Below are 15988 nucleotides of genomic sequence, written 5' to 3' on the forward strand. Positions count from 1 at the left end.
ATCCCGCCCGCGCCGATCACCGCGACGCGCGCGCCGACCGGCGCACCGCGCAGCACGTCCACATACGACAGCACGTTGGACCCGTCGATGCCGGCAATCGCCGGCCGCCGCGGCACGATGCCGGTCGCGACGATCACGTCGTCGTAGGCGCCCGCGGCGAGCAGCGCGGCATCGACGCGCGTGCCGAGCCGCACGTCGACGCGATGGCGTTGCAACTGGCTGCCGAAGTAGCGGATCGTTTCGCTGAACTCTTCCTTGCCCGGCACGCGCATCGCGAGATTGAACTGGCCGCCGAGCGTGTCGCTGGCCTCGAACAGCGTCACGCGATGCCCGCGCGAGGCCGCCACCGTCGCGGCCGATAGCCCGGCCGGCCCGGCGCCGACCACCGCGATCGAGCGCGCCTGTCGCGCGCTCGCCAGCGGCCGGTAGACGAGCTCGGTTTCGCGTCCCGCGCGCGGATTGACGAGGCAGCTCGCGCGCTGATTCCTGAACGTGTGATCGAGGCAGGCCTGATTGCACGCGATGCAGGTGTTGATTTCGTGCGCGCGGTCCAGGGCGGTCTTCAGCACGAACTCGGGATCGGCGAGCAGCGGCCGCGCCATCGACACGAGATCCGCGGAGCCGTCGGCGATCAGCGCTTCAGCCACCTCGGGCGTGTTGATACGATTCGACGCGATCACCGGCACGTTGACGGATGCCTTCAGGCGCGCGGTCAGCGAGGCGAACGCCGCGCGCGGCACCGAGGTCACGATGGTCGGCACGCGCGCCTCGTGCCAGCCGATGCCGGTGTTGAAGATCGTCACGCCGGCCGCTTCGAGCGCCTGCGCAACCTGCACGGTTTCCTCCCACGTATTGCCGCCCTCGACCAGATCGATCAGCGACAGCCGGTACACGACGATGAAGCGCTCGCCGCATTCGGCACGCACCCGCTCGACGATCTCATAGGCGAGCCGCATGCGATTTTCGATGCTGCCGCCGTATCGATCGGTGCGCCGGTTCGTGCGCGGGCACAGGAACTGGTTCAGCAGATAGCCTTCGCTGCCCATGATCTCGACGCCGTCGTAGCCCGCGCGTTGCGCGAGCCGCGCACAGCGCGCGTAGTCGCGCACGGTTCGGTCGATGCCGGCGAGCGTCAGCGCGCGCGGCTTGAACTTCGAGATCGGCGATTTCAACGCCGACGCCGACACCGCGAACGGCTGATAGCCATAACGGCCCGCATGCAGGATCTGCAGCGCGATCTTGCCGCCCTCCGCGTGCACGGCCTCGGTCACGAGCCGGTGATTGCGCAGATCGAACACCGAGTTGAGCGTGCCGCCGAACGGCAGCAGCCAGCCCTCGCGATTCGGCGAAATGCCGCCCGTGATGATCAGGCCGACGCCGCCTTTCGCGCGCTCCCGGAAGTATGCGGCCAGTTGCGGGTAATGCCAGAAGCGGTCTTCCATGCCCGTGTGCATCGAGCCCATCACGACGCGGTTGGACAGACGCGTGAAGCCCAGGTCGAGCTCGGCGAGTAAGTGTTGGTAAGACATGCAGGGACCGTGTAAGGGGGGGCCGCACGAACGATACACCGCGCGCCGGACCAGACCGCCGAGGAAAAATTCTAAATCGCGGCAATCCATTGATTCGCAAGACCCGGGTCGGTTGTCTCAGGCCAGCTATTTGGGGCACGGCACACCCATTGCTGATTTTGGGCGTCCATCGACACGGACGCGCCACCGACAAAACCAGCGCGCCGTGCGGCACGGATGGGAGGAGGGCGACCGCGAGGTTTCCCGCGGCCGCCCGCGTATCAATGGGCGATGAGCGTCAAGCCCTATATCGAGACAGGTGAACACAATGAAAATTATCCGAATCATGGTGGCGGTCGTTGCGGCCGCGGCGGTACTGAGCGCGTGCGGCGGCGGTGATGGCAGCGATGCGGGCAAGACGCTGGGGTTGACCAATCCCGAGATCCATTTCGTTCACGCGCTTCCGGATGGCCCCGCGGTCGACTTCCTTGTCAATGGCAGCGCGCCTTCCGGACAGACCAACATCTCGTATAAAGGCGTGACCAACCTCACCAATATCGACACGGGCCCGACGACCGTCGCTTATGCGGCGACCGGCACGAAGAACGCGCTCGCGAGCGGCAGCTTCCCCGATGTCGCGAAGGGCCACGTGTACACGGTGCTCGCGTTGCCGGGTCTGTCGGCGCCCGACATCGGCCTGATCGACGATCCGTTCGACAAGGGCCTGCTGACCAACGACGCGCGCGTGCGCGGCTTTAATGCGTCGGCGAACGCGCCGGACCTCGACCTCTACCTCGTGCAGGCCACCGCCACCAGCATCACCAACGTGTCGCCGACGCTCGCCGGCGTGTCGTTCAAGAACGCGGTGCCGGCGAGCGGGCAGGATTCGATCTACGTGTCGGGTGGCCAGTACGTGCTGATCGCGACGGTGGCCGGCAGCAAGACGCCGATCTTCCAATCGAACTCGTTCTCGCTGGCGAACAACGCCGACTGGCTGATCACATCGGTGCCGATCGCGGGCGTGTTGAGCCAACTGGCGCCTGGGCAGATTCATCTGCTGATCGTACAGAACGGCAATACGAGCACGTCGAGCGTGGAGCTGTCGAATACGTTGACCGGGCAATGACGGGGCCGCCGGTCACCGGATGAGCCTCGCGCGGCGCGAGCATCGATGAGCCGCTCGCGCCGACCGGACAATCAAGGACTCCGGATGGTCGGAAAGCCGGGAGGACGGCACGGCGATCCACGACAGTGGGTCGCCGTTCTGTTTGAGGGCGCTCTGAAAACGCATCGCGCCGCGTAGCAAGCCAGCAAGCCAGCATGCAAAAAAAACCCGCCGCGACATCCCGCGACGGGCTCTCTAAAACCTGCTGCCATGTGCCGGTTTACTTTGCCTTTTCCGCCTCGTTCGTGATGGCGTGGCCGCCCTTCGAAATGTCCTGGCCGGCGCCGGCCATCGTGTTGCAACCCGTGACGAGCATGGCGGTTCCTGCGAGCACAAGCAAAGCGATCAGTCGAGTCATGAAACTTCTCCTTGTCGAGAATGCATCGGTTGATGTCGTCCGACCGGGGCCATGCCAGTCGATCAGGTTTCGATCCGGTTTCGAACCGGCCTGATTGCATGGTAAAAAAAGGGTGGGGGCGGCGCTGTCGGCCGTGCCGCGATTTTGTTGTAGGCGTGCTCCGGTGTTTGCGTCGGCGCACTCCTACAACGGCTTTGCGGTGCCACGGCCAGCATGCGTCAGACGGGGTTTTGCGACGAAGTGATCGGTGTGGCCGGCGACGCCGGCGGCTGATCGATCGAAGGCGTCGCCGTGCTTGCGCTCGGCATCACGACGTCGATTTCGGTGCCGTTTTGCGCGCCACGGCGGATGTCGAAGCGTCCGCCATGCGCGGCCACGCGCTGCCGCATGCCGAGCAGGCCATGCGTATGCGTGCGTTTCAGATCGGCCGGCATGATGCCGACGCCGTTGTCCGCGATATGCAGCGCGACCTCGCCATCGCCGATCCGCAGCGCGATGCCGACCTTCGAGGCCCGCGCGTACTTGGCGGCGTTCGTCAGCGACTCCTGCGCGACCCGAAAGAGCGCGATCTCGGTCTGTTCGTCGAGCTGGACATCGTCGGCGGGCAGGTGCAGTTCGAGCGTCCAGTTGTTGCGCTGCGCGGCTTCGTCGGCGAGCGTGCGCAGCGCGGTGACGAGCCCGAAATTGGCGAGTACGGTCGGCCGCATGTCCTCGATGATGCGCCGCTTCAACGCGATACCCTGGTCGAGATTGGCGAGCGCGCGCTGCAGCTTGTCGGCGATGTCCGGCTCGCTGTCCTTCAGCTTGCGGCGCGCCCACGCTACGTCCATCCGGCATGCGGTCAGAATCGCGCCGAGCTCGTCGTGCAGCTCGCGTGCGAGCTGGGTCTTTTCGTTTTCGCTGACCGCCTGCAGATGCCAGCCGAGCGCTTCGAGCTGGCGCGTGCGCTCGCCCACCAGCTGGTCGAGTTCCTCTTGCTGCGTAATCAGCTGACGCTGCGCGCGCGCCTGCCGGTCGATCTGGATGCCTAGATTGCGAAACAGCAGAATGAACAGCACGATGTTCAGCGCCGACAGCCCCGCCGCGCACAGCGTCGACAGCCGCTGATCGGCGCGGCTCGCGGCCAGCGCGTGCTGCGCGCGGCGCTCCTCGTTGTCGCGCAGCAGCGTGAGCGTGCTGTCGATCAGCGACGCGTCCGCCGGATTGACGTCGCTCGCGGGCCCGCATCCGCCGAGTTCTAGCGGATGCGGCGCCACGTGCTGCATCGCGGCGGTGCCCGCGCCGATGCGCGCCTCGATCAGCGCGAGAATCTGCGTAAAGCTCGCGAGCTCCGCGCTGTCCGCGCGCCCGCCGCGATAGAAGTGGTCCAACTGCCGGGTGGTCTCGCGAATGCGCGCGGCGCTCGCGCAGAACGCTTGGGCGGATGCGTCGTCCTTCGTCAGAAGAAACTGGTTTTGTTGTGCGCTGAGGCGCGATAGGTCGCTCGCGAGCGTGCTCAGTTGCACGGTGACGTCGCGCGCTTCGAGCGCGGTCTCGTACTCGGCGGCGATGCGCTGACGCGCGCTCTCGAGAATCACGAGGCCGCCCACCGTGATCACGATCGCGACCGTCATCGCGATCGCCCAACTGCGCCTGCGCATCCAGTCGGCGAGCCGCGCCGCGGCGCGCGCGCCAGGCTGTTCCGGCGGGTTCTGCAGATTCGACACTTGCTGCTCCGCAAAAAGGGCATCGACTCGGGCGTCGGCTTCAGCATCGAGCGAAGCCGCGCGTAACGTCGTCGTAATCCAATGTAAGCGGATTCTCACACGAAAAACGGCGAGCGTCGGAATGCGCGCGGCACCGCGCATCGATAGCATGGACCCGATCGTTCATTCAATGTTTCGGGAGAAAACCATCATGCTGAAGTGGGCGCTGTTCTTCGCGATCATCGCGGTGATCGCGGGTCTTCTCGGCTTTACCGGCATTGCGGCCGGCGCGGCGGCGATCGCGAAGTTCCTGTTCTTCGTCTTTGTCGTGCTGTGCGTGGTGTTCCTCGTGCTCGGCTTCGTCGTGACGAAGAAAACGATCGATTAGCGCGGCCATCGCAGTGGCGGCAAGCCGCGCCTTCATAGCAGGCGAGGGGTTTGCTGGTAGTCGATTGCAGGGCCAACAAAAGGGAGAAATGCCATGCTTCACTATGCCATCGTCTTCTTCGTGATCGCGATCATCGCGGCGGTGTTCGGCTTCACCGGCATCGCGGCCGGCGCGGCCGAAATCGCGAAGATCCTGTTCTACATCTTCCTCGTCGTGTTCGTGGTCACGTTGCTGCTCGGCGTGTTTCGAACCTAGCCACGCGAGCCCTGGATGAACGTAACACGAGATCGGCAGCGAAGTACGCAATACGTAGGTACAGGTAGTCAACAAGGCGCGGGAACGCGCGGCGTTTGAATCCTCGATCGAGGCGCCCGCGTTCGAAGCGCGCCGTCATTCCACCGTCGGCGCATCAGGCGCGATTCGTGCTGATGCGCGATTCCCCAATATCGGATAAAGGAGAAGTTCGATGACGAAGCAATCTGGCGACACGTTCGTGATGGACATCAAAAAGATCCGCGAGGACGCGCGCAAGCATATGTCGGATGGTCCGGTCACGCCGAGCTACGGCGCGAATCGCGACACGGTGCTCAAGCTGCTCAACGACGCGCTCGCCACCGAGCTCGTCTGCACTCTGCGTTACAAGCGTCACTACTTCATGGCGAAGGGCATCAACTCCGAAGCGGTCGCGACGGAATTCGCCGAGCACGCGAGCGAGGAGCAGGAACACGCCGATCGCATCGCCGAGCGCATCGTGCAGCTTGGCGGCGAACCCGATTTCGCGCCGGACGGCATCAAGGCGCGCGCGCATTCGGAATACAAGGAAGGCACCGATCTGACCGACATGATTCGCGAGAACCTGATCGCGGAGCGCATCGCGATCGACACGTACCGCGAGATCGTCCGCTATCTCGGCGAGAAGGACGTGACCACGCGCCGGCTGTTCGAGGAGATTCTCGCGGTCGAGGAAGAGCACGCCGACGATATGGCGGATCTGCTCGCGGGGCGTGAGTAGCGCGCCAAAGTGACAGGGAAGCGACGAAGACGCGGCGCAATAGTGTTGACCGGGTGCCAGCGAACTCGGGAATGCCGGCGGCTGCGGTGCGAAGCCGCCCTCGCAGTCCACGTTCTGCCGTGGCCGCGGATCATTACAATGTCGGCTTAGGAGCGACTCCCTTTGCACGGACACCCAAGCGATGATTCGAGTGCTGATAGCTGACGATCATGCGATCGTTCGAGGTGGTTTCAGACAATTCGTCGCCGACGAGCCGGACATGTGCGTCGCCGCCGAGGCCGCGACCGGCGAGGAAGCGATCGGCCTCGTGCGCGAGCAGGCATTCGACGTGGTGCTGCTCGACATCGCGATGCCGGACAAGAACGGCATCGATACGTTGCGGGTGATCAAGCAGGTGCGTCCGGAGCAGGGCGTGCTGATCCTGTCGGGCTACCCCGAGAGCCAGTACGCGATCAATCTGCTGCGCGCGGGCGCGAACGGCTATCTGAACAAGGACTGCGAGCCGGAGGAAATCGTGCGCGCAATCCGCTCGGTGGCGCGCGGGCATCGCTATCTGTCGGAGGCGGTCGCCGATACGCTTGCCGACAATCTCGACAAGCCCGCCGCCGGGCGTCCCCATGAAGCGCTATCGGAGCGCGAATTCCAGATCTTCCGCAAGCTCGCGGCCGGCCAGTTGCCGACTCAGATCGCGGAAGAACTGCATCTGTCGGTCAAGACGGTGAGCACGTATCGCGCGCGAGTGCTCGAGAAGATGCGACTCGCGAACAACGCGGACCTCACGTATTACGCGATCAAGAATGGTCTGATCGAATGACGGACGATCGAGACATCCTGATGAACAGCGAATCGAACCCTGCTACCGATCCAGCCAGCCGCGCGCCGTTGCGCGTGCTGCTGATCGAGGATTCGCCGCTGATCCGCCGCAGCCTCGTCGAGGCGATCGATGCTTCGGGCTTGCTGCGCGTGGCCGCTTATGCCGATTCCGCCGATCAGGCAATCGCGTTACTCGGCGACGAAGCGTTCGACGCGGTAATCGTCGATTTGCAACTGAAGCAGGGCTCGGGTGTGCCGGTGCTCGCGTATCTGCAGCGCGAGGGGCTGATCGATTCGATGTTCGCGGCGGTGCTGACCAATCATGCGTTGCCCGCGTATCGAGCGCGCTGCGAGCAGTACGGCGTGCGGCACTTTTACGACAAATCGTTCGAGTTCGATCGTGTGCTCGACGCGCTGCATGAGTATGCGTTGGGGCGGGGGGGCGGCGAGTAACAACCTGCGCGGGACGACGTTTCTAGTCAGTTTTCCATGATCCGCATTTCATCGCTTCATCGAGCATCCCAAGGGTAAGGGAACGTCCACCTAGTAACTCTCGAGCGCTGGCACTGAACGGGGACTTCAACGCGGCCGCGACGATGTCGCGCTTTCGCATGTTGGCGGATGGAACGTAATAGTCGACGTCGAAATCGCGCAGGTCCACGTGGAAGCGTTCAGCCCATGCCTGCATTACGTCGACGATTCTCGCCGGCTCCCAATCCAGATCGTGATACAGATCCATGTCGCGGGTCAGCTTGTCGTCGAGAGGTAGCCCGGCGGGAGTGCGCACTTCGCGGATGAACTGAACGAGATCGAGCCACGTGTCGTTCATTACAGGCGATCCTCCAGTTTGACCAGGCGGTTATAGGCATTGAGGGTTTTGTAGCCGATTATTGCCACGTCAGATGCGGTGATTATCCACCCGACTCCAGGAATTGCTCGACCGACGAATACGCCCAGATGGCTCCTCAACTTCACGCGCAGTAGCGCGACGCTGGTCCATGACGTGAACGTAGGCAGAATTCGATGCTTTAACTCGAAGGGCAATAGCGAGCGGGAGAGCTTCGATGCCACTGACGTGCCTTTTACCGCGCCGCCAAATTTGCCTCGCGTCGGAATGAAGCGCGAGCCTGCGAGGATCATGGAGGCGCCCACGGCATCGCTGATACCGATTTGGGCCATGGTTTCATCCACGGAGATTAGCAGGAACAGTTGCGTAGGGGTTAGATTGCTGTGTATTCCGTAGTTATATGTATTCGACATACCGGCGTGTGGACTTGATCGGGCAGGGGGCAACGCATAATACGTCGATGAACAGTGGCGCGAGCCTTCGACTCGTGCCACACCAGTCCGTTAAGCTATCCGGGAACGACGAGTAATGAAATGGGCGAAGGATGATTCTGCGCGACGGAATGCGACAGGCGTTACCAGGCTCTGCCAGCGGTGGCAAATCGACAATACGATTCTCACTCGGCTCTGATCAGCCTGATATCAATGCCCCGCCCGCGCCGGCAAGCGCAGATGATTCCACGCGCCGAGCCCGGCAAACCCGATCCCCGCGATAGTGACACCGATCCACCCGAACGCCGGCCACACGATCGCGCCGACACCCGAGCCCAGCGCACCGCCGATGAAATACGCGACCATGTACACCGTATTCACGCGGCTGCGCGCATCGGGCTTTAACGCGTAGATGCGCGACTGATTGGAAATCTGCGCGGCCTGCACGCCGATGTCGAGAATGATCACGCCGACCACGAGTCCCGCGATGCTCTTCGCCGATGCGCCGAAGATCACGAACGCGATCACGACCAGCACGAGCGACACGGTGATGATCGCGCGCGGGCCGCGCCGGTCGGCGAACTTGCCGGCCAGCGGCGCGGCCAGCGCGCCAGCCGCGCCGACGATACCGAACAGCCCCGCCGCCTGCGGCCCGAGATGAAACGGCGCACCCGCGAGCAACAGCGCGAGCACCGACCAGAAAAGGCTGAACGCGCCGAACAACGCCGCTCCGGTCAGCGACGCCTCGCGCAGCGCGCGATGCTCGGTCACCAGATGCCACATCGACACGAGCAGCTTGCCGTACGGCAGCGTCGAGGTCGGCTGGCTCTTCGGCAGACGCAAAATGATGACGACCGCGAGCGCGAGCAGCGCGACGACCGATGCGCCAAACACCGCGCGCCAGCCGAAGTATTCACCGACGATGCCCGCCGCGGTCCGCGCGAGCAGGATGCCGAGCAACAGGCCGCTCATCACGGTGCCGACCGCGTGGCCGCGCTCGGACGGCAACGCGAGTTCGGCCGCGAACGGCACCGCCTGTTGCGCGATCGTCGCGAGCACGCCGATCGCTAGGCTCGCGACGATCAGCCCCGCGCGCGTCGGCGCCGCCGCCGCGACGATGAGCGCGACGCACATGCCGGCGATCTGCAGCAGGATCAGCAAACGCCGGTCGAAGCGGTCGCCGAGCGGCGCGAGCAGCAGCATGCCGGCGGCGTAGCCGAGCTGTGTGACGGCAGGCACCGCGCCGACCCAGGACGCGCTGTCCGGAAACGACTGGCGCAAATTGTCGAGGAGTGGCTGATTGAAGTAGATGTTCGCCACAGAGACACCGGCGATCGTCGCGAGCAGCAGCAACACGCCGCGCAACGACCGGGCGGAGGAAGCGGAAGTGGAAGCGTCGGAAGTGGACATGACGGAGGCGGATCGACGGACCGGCCCATGCGCGGTCCTCAAGCGTGCCGATCATACCGGAGCGGCGGGGTTCCTGCTGACGGTCGCGCGAGCGCTCGCCCGCGCGTCCGCCATCCGGTTGCAGAGAGATCTACCGCTCCTGTCAGTCGATCAACGCGCCAGCATCGTAGAACGGATACGGGCCGTCGGCCGGATCGACATACGCGTGATGCGTGACGATGCCCGTCGCCGGCGCGTAGTAATGCAGCGCATAAGCGGGCGGCTCCATCACGAACGCCGACGGTCCTTCCTCGCGAAAATCGAGCGCCACCTGGTGCGCGGGCGCGGGAATCGCGCTCGCGATCGTGCCGCCGAAGCGCACGAACATCGAGCGATGCACGTGCCCGCAGAGCACGCGCTCGACGTTGGGATAGCGGGCGATCAACGCGGCGAGCTTGTCCGATGCCGCCGGGTCGAGCCGGATCTCGTCCATATGTCCGATGCCGCACGCGAACGGCGGATGATGCAGCGCGACCACGACCGGCTTGCCGCGCGCCGCATCGAGCTGCTGCGCGAGCCACGCGAGCCGCGTGTCACACAGCATGCCGGCGCTCGAACCGGGCACCAGCGAATCGAGCGCGATCACGCGCAGCGGGCCGACGTCGGCCGCGTACTGCACGAACTCGCCGCCGCTTTGCAATTCCTCGCGCTCGGGAAACGCCGCGCGCAACGCGTTGCGTTCGTCGTGATTGCCGACCATCAGGAAGTAGGGGATCTCGAGCGGCGCGAGCAGTGCCTTCAGGTGCGCATACTGCTCTGGGTCGCCCTGATCGACGAGGTCGCCGGTCATCAGCACCGCGTCGGGGCGCGGTGTGAGCGCGTTCAGCGCGTCGATGCAGCGCGCGAGGTAGGGAGCGGTATCGACGCGGCGATACGCGAGTGCGCCGGGTTGTTTGATATGCAGATCGCTAATTTGGGCCAGCAGCATGACAGAGGTCCTTCTGGTTGCTTCGTGTTGAGCGCCTGGCTGCGGCGCTGTTTGTACCTACGATAGCGCAATCAGTGCGTCCCGCTCGATCGAAATGCCGACCGGCGTGCCACGCGCAAGCTCGATACGGCCCGCGACATCGACGACGAGCGGCTCGGGCGCGGCGCCGCCAATCGTCAGACGCGTGCGTTCGCCGAGGAACGCGGTGCTTTCGATCAGGCCGCGCAACTGCGCGAGCGCGGGGTCGGTGAGCCGCGCGTCCTCGGGGCGAAAGAAGATTTCGTGCGGGCCGGTCGCATTCGATGCATGCGCGGGCACCGGCACGGCGCCGCCGCTCGTCGTCAGCATGCCGTCGCGCGGCTCGCCCGCGATACGGTTGATCGTGCCGACGAACTGCGCGACCGTGCGATTGGCCGGACGATAGTAGATGTCACGCGGCGAACCGATCTGCTCGATGCGTCCCGCGCTCATCACGACGATCCGATCGCCGAGCTCCATCGCCTCGGCCTGATCGTGCGTCACGTAGACGGTGGTGATGCCGAGCTCGCGCAACAGCGCGTTCATCTCCGTGCGCAATGCGTCGCGCAGACGCGCGTCGAGCGCGGTCAGCGGTTCGTCGAGCAGCAGCACGCGCGGCTGCACCGCGAGCGCGCGAGCGAGCGCCACACGTTGACGCTGGCCGCCCGACAGTTGATCGATCGGTTTGTCCGCGTGCGCGGCAAGCCGCATCATGCCGAGCAGTTCGTCGATGCGTTGGCGGGCAGTTGCCGCCGGCACGCGCCTGATCTTCAGACCGTAGCCGATGTTGCCGCGCACGGTCAGGTTCGGAAACAGCGCGTAGCTCTGGAACACCATGCCGACCGCGCGTTTTTCGATCGGCAGCGTGGTCACGTCGTCGTCGCCGAATGCGATGCGACCGCCCGCGTCCGGGGTTTCGAGGCCCGCGATCAGGCGCAGCGTCGTCGTCTTGCCGCAGCCCGACGGTCCGAGCAGCACGAGGGTTTCGCCCGCGCCGATCGACAGGTCGAGCGGTTCGAGCACGCGCGTGCCGCGAAACGTCTTGGCGCATTGCGTGAGCGTGATGGGAACCGAGGTGAGTTTCATGGCGTGTCGATGGGTTTCGCGAAAGAGGCGGCACCGTGCCTGTTCGACGCGCTGCGCTGGCCGGTCGCATCGACGCCGAGCCATTGCATCGCGACGAGCAGCGGCATCGTCATGATGAAGAACAGGATCGTGTACGCGCTGCCGATCTCGATGCGCATCGATGCGTAGGTATCGGCGAGGCCGACCGGCAGCGTCTTCGTGTCCGGCGTGTGCAGCATCCACGTGAGGTTGAATTCGCCGATCGACAGCGTCAGCACCGCGAGCGCGCCCGCGACGATGCCGGGCCGCGCGTTCGGCAGCACGATCGTCACGAAGCGCGTGAAGAAGCCCGCGCCGAGGCTTGCCGCGCCTTCTTCTAGCGTGCGCAGATCGCTGCTCGCGCAGACCGCCGCGACCGCGCGCACCATGAACGGCAGCGTGAATACCACATGCCCGACCACGATGAACGCCGCGCTCATCCGGAACGCCGTGAAGCCGCCGTAGATCACCAGCAGCGCGAGCGCCGATGCGAGGCCGGGCAGCGCGATCGGCAGCACCAGAAACTCCTCGACGATGCGGGCGAAGCGTGTCTTGCTGCGCGCGAGCACGTAGCCCGCGGGTACGCCGGTCAACAGCGTGACGACGAGCGTCGCGGCGGCCACTTCGAGCGACAGCCACACCGAGCCGTGATACTGGCTCCACACTTCGACGAGCCAGCGCAGCGTGAGTCCGCTCGACACACCCTTGAAGTAGTTGACCGTCAGCCCCGCGACGATCGACATGACGACCGGCACGATCAGGAACGCGCACAGCAGCAGGGTGACGAACCATTGACCCGCGGCGAGCCAGGTTCGCGAGGAAGGCCACGCGCGTCGCGTGCGCGGTCCCGCTGCCGGTTGCGACGGCGAGGAGGCCGTGACTGAGTTCATGGATGGGTTGTCGTTCATGCGCTCGCCGCCACGCCCGAACCGCTCGCGCTGCGCGCGATCGCCAGCACCGCCCACGTGACGATGCCCAGCACGATCGACAGCCCCGCGGCGGTCACCATGTTCGCGTTCAGCGTGAACTCGGTATAGATGGTCATCGGCAGCACGTCGATGTCGGTGGCGAGCGTGAACGCCGTGCCGAACGCGCCCATCGCGGTCGCGAAGCACACGGCGCCTGCCGCGATCAGACCGGGCGACAGCGCCGGCAGCACGATGTCGCGCATGATGCGCCACGGCGATGCGCCGAGCGAGCGCGCGGCCTCTTCAAGCGAGGCATCGAGCTTGGTCGCGGAGGCCATCACGGTGACGATCACACGCGGAATCGAGAAGTACAGATAGCCGAGAAACAGGCCGCTCATCGAATACGCGAATACCCAGCGATCGCCCGCGAGTTTCAGCGAGAGCGCGCCGATCAGCCCCTGACGCCCGGCGAGCATGATGACCATGAAGCCCACGACGACACCGGGAAATGCGAGCGGAAACGTCAGAAGCGCGAGCAGCGTGCGCTTGCCGGCGAACTCGCGGCGCGCGAGCAGCAGCCCCGCGATCACCGACAGCACCAGGGTGGCCGCCGTGACCGCCGCCGACAGCACGACGGTCGCGCCGAGGCTCGACATATAACGCGGATTGGTCAGCATCGCGCGATAGGTCGCGAACGCGTGGCCGCCGCCGGAGAGCTGCGCGAGCGCGCCCATCGGCAGCAGCCAGAACGCGATGAATACCGCGAGCGCCGGCGCGAGCAACGCGATGCGCCAGCGCAGCGGGAACGTGACGTCGTTCAATGCATCACCTGCAGATAGCGCTCGCCGAAGCCCGACTGCTTTTCGGCCATCTTCGCGAAATCGACCGGCTTCGCGCGCGCGTATTCGCTCGCGGGCAGGAACTTCGCGGCGGTCTCGGCATTCATCGCGCTCGCGCGCACCGGCCGCAGATACGCTTGCGCCCACAGCTTCTGGCCTTCGTCAGACAGCACGAAATCGAGCACCTTCTTGCCGTTCGTTTCATGCGGCGCGCCCTTCACGAGGCTCATCACGTACGGCACCGAGATCGTGCCTTCCTGCGGAATCACGAACTCGACGTTCGCATGATCCTTGTACTTCGCGCGATACGCGTCGAAGTCGTAGTCGAGCAGGATGGGAATTTCGCCGGACAGCACGCGCGCGTACGCGGTTTGTTTCGGCACGATCGGCGCGTTCGCCTTGAGCTTCCTGAACCAGTCGAGGCCCGGCTCGAAGTTATCGAGCGTGCCGCCGAGCGCCTGGTTCACCGCGACCGCGCCCGCATAGCCGACGAACGCGCTCGACGGATCGAGGTAGCCGATCATCCCTTTGTATTCGGGCTTCAGCAGATCGGCCCACGAGCGCGGCACCGGCTTGCCTTCGAGCGCGTCCTTGTTGACGAAAAAGCCGAGCGTGCCCGAGTGGATCGTGAACCAGTAGCCTTGCGGGTCTTTCAGGCTTGCCGGAATGTCGTCCCAGTGCGCGGGCTTGTACGCCTGGATCACGCCCTTGTCCTTGGCCTGGAACGCCGACGACACGCCGAGATACACGACGTCGGCAACCGGGCTTTTCTGCTCGGCCATCAGCTGTGCGATCGATTGGCCCGAGTTCTTGTTGTCGAACGGCACGCGAATGCCGGTCTTTTGCTGGATCGCCTCGATCTGGCTCGCCCAGTCGGCCCATTCGGGCGGGCAGTTGTAGCAGATCGCGGTTTCATCGGCGCGCGCGGTTTGCGGCGCGAGCGTGACGAACGCCGCGCCGGCGACGAGCAGGCTCGCCGGCAGTACGGTCGCGGCGGCGTGCGACAGTTTCTGCCAGAGCGGACTGAGCGAGGATGCGAAACGTGAGGTCGAGCGGGTCACTGCAGGTCTCCTGTGTTCGATCGGTGCAAGTGCTTCCGCACTCACTCCGGGCCCGTAAAAGGTGGTGGTTACAAGCGGTTGTAGTGCGCGAAGGCTGCCTAGGCGGTCAGCCCTTGCGTTGGTGATGCCCTGTCGAAATCTGCGTTGGACCCGAGCGCCGCGATCGTCGCGCCTTCGCGCACGCTGTGCGGCAGGGTCAACGCGAGTGAGTTGGCGGGGAATGCGCGATCGTCGCGCGCGCCGCCGATGCGTGCGAGCAAGCGCTGCCACGCCGCACAGCCGATCTCGCGATTCGGCGCGCAGATGCTCGCGAGCGCTGGCGACAGCAGTTCGCCCATCGCGAGGCCGTCGAAGCCGAGAATCGACATGTCCTGCGGAATCTTCAGACGCGCGCGACGCAGGCCGCGCATCACGACCATCGCGAGCAGATCGTTGCTGCAGAAGAGGGCGGTCGGACGGTTTGCGCCGTGCGTCAGGTGCGCGAGCACGGACGGCGCGAGTTCGTCGGCGTTGAAATCGACTTCGAGCGCGGGCGCGGCCGTGAGGCCGGCTTGCTGCATCGCCTGCGTGTAGCCGAGATGCCGCTGACGCGCGCGATCCGACGCGGCGAACGAGCCGGCCAACATCAGGATGCGGCGATGGCCGTTGGCGATGAGCCGGCGTACGCCGTCGTAGGCGGCGAGGCGATTGTCGACCGACACCGACGGGCGGCGCACCGTGTCGTTGTGCATCAGCACGTACAGCAGGCCGTCGCGGTCGAGTTCGTCGAGCAGCGGATGGGTGTCGGCATCGGCGACGGTCAGGATCAGGCCTTCGACGCGATGCTCGCGCAGCGTTTCGATTGCGTGGCGTTCGCGCTCCACGTCGTACTGCGTGGTCATCAGCATCAGCCGGTAGCCTTGCGCCGACGCGAGATCGTCGATGCCTTGCAGGCATTCGGCGAACACCGGATTCGCGAGCGTCGGCAGAACGACGCCGATCAGGCGCGTGCGCTCGCCGCGCAATTGCCGGCCCAGCGGGCTCGGGCGGAAGTTCAGCGCGTCGATCGACTGACGTACCTTGTCGAGCGTGATGGGGTTCACGGTGTGTGGCGCGTTGATCGCGCGCGATACCGTGGCGATGGAAAAGCCCGCGTGGGCGGCGACATCCTTGATCGTCGGCGTCATCGGTTTGCGGCCCGCTGTAATCGTTTTCGTGAGCGGATTATCGGCAAGGTTTGTGACTTGGGGATGAACGTGGTGTCGGGCGTTCTTGGGGCTGCGGCGAGGCGATGGTAGAATTCGCGACCACGCGCGATTGCGACCCTTGCCGGGGTGATGAAATTGGTAAACATAGCGGACTTAAAATCCGCCGCCTTCGGGCTTGCCGGTTCAAGTCCGGTCCCCGGCACCAGCGTTGCAAATGACAGGCACGATGCACGCACGCCGATGACCGCCGTGCCGATCTCGCTCTCCAGTTTTCCCGATCAGAAATC

Annotated in this window: 18 protein-coding genes and 1 tRNA gene; 7 read left to right on the forward strand and 12 right to left on the reverse strand. The window is 65.1% G+C overall.

Going from position 1 to position 15988, the window contains the following annotated elements; translation table 11 throughout:
• Nucleotides 1–1529, reverse strand: a 1529-nt coding sequence (locus AB4Y34_RS36075) for an FAD-dependent oxidoreductase (protein WP_368718739.1), incomplete at its 3' end; no start/stop codon positions are given.
• Between the two features lie 307 nt (nucleotides 1530–1836).
• On the opposite strand from AB4Y34_RS36075, the gene AB4Y34_RS36080 reads away from it, so the two are divergent.
• The gene (locus AB4Y34_RS36080) at nucleotides 1837–2634 is read left to right on the forward strand and encodes a DUF4397 domain-containing protein (protein ID WP_368718740.1); all 798 of its coding nucleotides are present in this window, start codon (nucleotides 1837–1839) and stop codon (nucleotides 2632–2634) included.
• Between the two features lie 259 nt (nucleotides 2635–2893).
• Here AB4Y34_RS36080 and AB4Y34_RS36085 read toward each other — a convergent pair whose 3' ends face one another.
• Nucleotides 2894–3031 (reverse strand): entericidin A/B family lipoprotein, encoded by a 138-nt coding sequence (locus AB4Y34_RS36085; protein ID WP_013089876.1) that lies wholly within the window; start codon nucleotides 3029–3031, stop codon nucleotides 2894–2896.
• A gap of 218 nt (nucleotides 3032–3249) precedes the next feature.
• Nucleotides 3250–4887, reverse strand: a complete 1638-nt coding sequence (locus AB4Y34_RS36090) for a sensor histidine kinase (RefSeq protein WP_368718741.1) — start codon at nucleotides 4885–4887, stop codon at nucleotides 3250–3252.
• A 40-nt stretch (nucleotides 4888–4927) separates the two neighbouring features.
• Between AB4Y34_RS36090 and AB4Y34_RS36095 the strand changes: the two genes are divergently transcribed.
• From AB4Y34_RS36095 to AB4Y34_RS36115, 5 genes are all read left to right on the forward strand, one after another.
• Nucleotides 4928–5104, forward strand: coding sequence for a DUF1328 family protein (locus tag AB4Y34_RS36095; protein WP_013089874.1), 177 nt, complete (start codon nucleotides 4928–4930; stop codon nucleotides 5102–5104).
• A 93-nt stretch (nucleotides 5105–5197) separates the two neighbouring features.
• Nucleotides 5198–5359 carry a DUF1328 domain-containing protein gene (locus tag AB4Y34_RS36100; RefSeq protein WP_006052455.1) on the forward strand — a complete coding sequence of 54 codons (162 nt, stop codon included), beginning with the start codon at nucleotides 5198–5200 and terminating at the stop codon, nucleotides 5357–5359.
• A 211-nt stretch (nucleotides 5360–5570) separates the two neighbouring features.
• A complete protein-coding gene (locus AB4Y34_RS36105; protein WP_176382084.1) occupies nucleotides 5571–6116 on the forward strand; it encodes a bacterioferritin in 546 nt (181 codons plus the stop codon).
• 181 nt (nucleotides 6117–6297) lie between these two features.
• Nucleotides 6298–6930, forward strand: a complete 633-nt coding sequence (locus AB4Y34_RS36110; RefSeq protein WP_176382083.1) for a response regulator transcription factor — start codon at nucleotides 6298–6300, stop codon at nucleotides 6928–6930.
• Nucleotides 6931–6950: 20 nt separating this feature from the next.
• A complete protein-coding gene (locus tag AB4Y34_RS36115; protein ID WP_176382183.1) occupies nucleotides 6951–7382 on the forward strand; it encodes a response regulator in 432 nt (143 codons plus the stop codon).
• Nucleotides 7383–7404: 22 nt separating this feature from the next.
• Here AB4Y34_RS36115 and AB4Y34_RS36120 read toward each other — a convergent pair whose 3' ends face one another.
• The 9 genes from AB4Y34_RS36120 to AB4Y34_RS36160 form a co-directional block, all read right to left on the reverse strand.
• Nucleotides 7405–7758 (reverse strand): DUF1493 family protein, encoded by a 354-nt coding sequence (locus AB4Y34_RS36120; protein ID WP_368718742.1) that lies wholly within the window; start codon nucleotides 7756–7758, stop codon nucleotides 7405–7407.
• Nucleotides 7758–8189, reverse strand: coding sequence for an STM2901 family protein (locus AB4Y34_RS36125; protein ID WP_368718743.1), 432 nt, complete (start codon nucleotides 8187–8189; stop codon nucleotides 7758–7760). The genes AB4Y34_RS36120 and AB4Y34_RS36125 overlap by 1 nt, the downstream gene beginning before the upstream one ends.
• 228 nt (nucleotides 8190–8417) lie before the next feature.
• Nucleotides 8418–9617 carry an MFS transporter gene (locus AB4Y34_RS36130; protein ID WP_368718744.1) on the reverse strand — a complete coding sequence of 400 codons (1200 nt, stop codon included), beginning with the start codon at nucleotides 9615–9617 and terminating at the stop codon, nucleotides 8418–8420.
• A gap of 142 nt (nucleotides 9618–9759) precedes the next feature.
• On the reverse strand, nucleotides 9760–10584 hold the full coding sequence (locus tag AB4Y34_RS36135) for a phosphodiesterase (RefSeq protein WP_176382079.1): 825 nt from the start codon (nucleotides 10582–10584) through the stop codon (nucleotides 9760–9762).
• A gap of 57 nt (nucleotides 10585–10641) precedes the next feature.
• Entirely contained in the window at nucleotides 10642–11688 is a 1047-nt protein-coding gene (locus AB4Y34_RS36140; protein ID WP_368718745.1) for an ABC transporter ATP-binding protein, read from the reverse strand.
• Entirely contained in the window at nucleotides 11685–12596 is a 912-nt protein-coding gene (locus AB4Y34_RS36145) for an ABC transporter permease (RefSeq protein WP_176368092.1), read from the reverse strand. Before AB4Y34_RS36145 ends, AB4Y34_RS36140 begins: the two co-directional genes overlap by 4 nt.
• A gap of 14 nt (nucleotides 12597–12610) precedes the next feature.
• Nucleotides 12611–13435, reverse strand: coding sequence for an ABC transporter permease (locus tag AB4Y34_RS36150; RefSeq protein WP_013089865.1), 825 nt, complete (start codon nucleotides 13433–13435; stop codon nucleotides 12611–12613).
• Complete coding sequence (locus tag AB4Y34_RS36155) at nucleotides 13432–14514, reverse strand: ABC transporter substrate-binding protein (RefSeq protein WP_368718746.1); 1083 nt, start codon at nucleotides 14512–14514, stop codon at nucleotides 13432–13434. Before AB4Y34_RS36155 ends, AB4Y34_RS36150 begins: the two co-directional genes overlap by 4 nt.
• A 98-nt stretch (nucleotides 14515–14612) precedes the next feature.
• The gene (locus tag AB4Y34_RS36160) at nucleotides 14613–15680 is read right to left on the reverse strand and encodes a LacI family DNA-binding transcriptional regulator (RefSeq protein WP_368718747.1); all 1068 of its coding nucleotides are present in this window, start codon (nucleotides 15678–15680) and stop codon (nucleotides 14613–14615) included.
• Nucleotides 15681–15821: 141 nt separating this feature from the next.
• Between AB4Y34_RS36160 and AB4Y34_RS36165 the strand changes: the two genes are divergently transcribed.
• Nucleotides 15822–15906: transfer RNA gene (locus AB4Y34_RS36165), tRNA-Leu, on the forward strand.
• Nucleotides 15907–15988 lie beyond the last annotated feature (82 nt).

Source organism: Paraburkholderia sp. BR10954, assembly GCF_040965775.1.
Taxonomy (GTDB): Bacteria; Pseudomonadota; Gammaproteobacteria; order Burkholderiales; family Burkholderiaceae; genus Paraburkholderia; species Paraburkholderia youngii.

Excerpts from the sequence above, each read along its gene's own strand:
- AB4Y34_RS36080 (WP_368718740.1), top strand. The coding sequence starts at position 1,837 with ATGAAAATTATCCGAATCATGGTGGCGGTCGTTGCGGCCGCGGCGGTA.
- AB4Y34_RS36160 (WP_368718747.1), bottom strand. The coding sequence starts at position 15,680 with ATGACGCCGACGATCAAGGATGTCGCCGCCCACGCGGGCTTTTCCATC.
- AB4Y34_RS36085 (WP_013089876.1), bottom strand. The coding sequence starts at position 3,031 with ATGACTCGACTGATCGCTTTGCTTGTGCTCGCAGGAACCGCCATGCTC.
- AB4Y34_RS36140 (WP_368718745.1), bottom strand. The coding sequence starts at position 11,688 with ATGAAACTCACCTCGGTTCCCATCACGCTCACGCAATGCGCCAAGACG.
- AB4Y34_RS36145 (WP_176368092.1), bottom strand. The coding sequence starts at position 12,596 with ATGAACTCAGTCACGGCCTCCTCGCCGTCGCAACCGGCAGCGGGACCG.
- AB4Y34_RS36115 (WP_176382183.1), top strand. The coding sequence starts at position 6,951 with ATGAACAGCGAATCGAACCCTGCTACCGATCCAGCCAGCCGCGCGCCG.
- AB4Y34_RS36125 (WP_368718743.1), bottom strand. The coding sequence starts at position 8,189 with ATGTCGAATACATATAACTACGGAATACACAGCAATCTAACCCCTACG.
- AB4Y34_RS36110 (WP_176382083.1), top strand. The coding sequence starts at position 6,298 with ATGATTCGAGTGCTGATAGCTGACGATCATGCGATCGTTCGAGGTGGT.
- AB4Y34_RS36090 (WP_368718741.1), bottom strand. The coding sequence starts at position 4,887 with ATGCTATCGATGCGCGGTGCCGCGCGCATTCCGACGCTCGCCGTTTTT.
- AB4Y34_RS36120 (WP_368718742.1), bottom strand. The coding sequence starts at position 7,758 with ATGAACGACACGTGGCTCGATCTCGTTCAGTTCATCCGCGAAGTGCGC.
- AB4Y34_RS36135 (WP_176382079.1), bottom strand. The coding sequence starts at position 10,584 with ATGCTGCTGGCCCAAATTAGCGATCTGCATATCAAACAACCCGGCGCA.
- AB4Y34_RS36095 (WP_013089874.1), top strand. The coding sequence starts at position 4,928 with ATGCTGAAGTGGGCGCTGTTCTTCGCGATCATCGCGGTGATCGCGGGT.
- AB4Y34_RS36105 (WP_176382084.1), top strand. The coding sequence starts at position 5,571 with ATGACGAAGCAATCTGGCGACACGTTCGTGATGGACATCAAAAAGATC.
- AB4Y34_RS36130 (WP_368718744.1), bottom strand. The coding sequence starts at position 9,617 with ATGTCCACTTCCGACGCTTCCACTTCCGCTTCCTCCGCCCGGTCGTTG.
- AB4Y34_RS36100 (WP_006052455.1), top strand. The coding sequence starts at position 5,198 with ATGCTTCACTATGCCATCGTCTTCTTCGTGATCGCGATCATCGCGGCG.